Raw genomic sequence first — 742 nt, forward strand, 5'->3', positions numbered from 1 at the left:
TGCAGGTGCTGCAGGTGCTGCAGGTGCTGCAGGTGCTGCAGCAGCATCGGGCATGGCGGCGGCCAGCTTCTCGCGCACCTTGGGCGCCAGGTCAGCCCAGGCCTTTTCATGTGCACCCGCACGCACGGTGACGGGGAGCCGCTTCGCCGCTTTGACAAGGGACTGGCGCTCGGCCACCGGCATGCTGGTCCAGCGCTCGCTGGCGGCCAGCAGCTGAGCGCGCCGCGCCTCGTTGCCCTGTTGAGCGATGGCCACGGCCTGCTGCTGGCCCGCCGTAGGCGACGGGGCTGCAGCAGGCGCTACAGCGGCAGCCTGTTCGCTGGCGCCACTTCGGCCAGGTACAGCAGATTGCAGGCCGGCAGCAGGCTGTTCGGCACCGTTACCTCGCGGCCCAGCAGGCTGCGCATCTGGCGTGCGTCCTGTCGGCTCACCGCCCCCATCCTCCGCAGCAGCCGCAGGGCCTGCTGGGCGTTCATCTGCCAGCCGTACTGCAGGTGCGGGTGAATCATTGGTCTCTCCCTGCGGCGCCATGGCGTCCGCGATCTTGCGTTGCAGATCCGCATTCAGCCGCTCCCATGTGGCGCCAGGTAGGGCCTTGCGGATGACCGGCTTCAGGCCCTCAAGCTTTCCTGCCAGGGCCTTGCGCTCTGCGGTGGGCATGCTGGCCCAGGCCGCGCGGCCGGCATCGATGCGCTGGGCTGCTGTTTGGACTGGCGCTTGAGCCTGCGGGCCTGGCGCTGCA

At 69.8% G+C, this 742-nt stretch carries 1 protein-coding gene and 1 pseudogene; both read right to left on the minus strand.

Annotated features, from left to right (window positions below; translation table 11 throughout):
* A pseudogene (locus L995_RS17715) lies at positions 1-255 on the minus strand (hypothetical protein); the annotation flags it as partial.
* Between the two features lie 44 nt (positions 256-299).
* Complete coding sequence (locus tag L995_RS17720) at positions 300-509, minus strand: hypothetical protein (protein WP_047472820.1); 210 nt, start codon at positions 507-509, stop codon at positions 300-302.
* Positions 510-742: the final 233 nt, after the last annotated feature.

The organism is Delftia sp. ZNC0008, assembly GCF_000799035.1.
In the GTDB taxonomy this organism is placed as follows: domain Bacteria; phylum Pseudomonadota; class Gammaproteobacteria; order Burkholderiales; family Burkholderiaceae_C; genus Comamonas; species Comamonas tsuruhatensis.

Excerpts from the sequence above, each read along its gene's own strand:
- L995_RS17720 (WP_047472820.1), bottom strand. The coding sequence starts at position 509 with ATGATTCACCCGCACCTGCAGTACGGCTGGCAGATGAACGCCCAGCAG.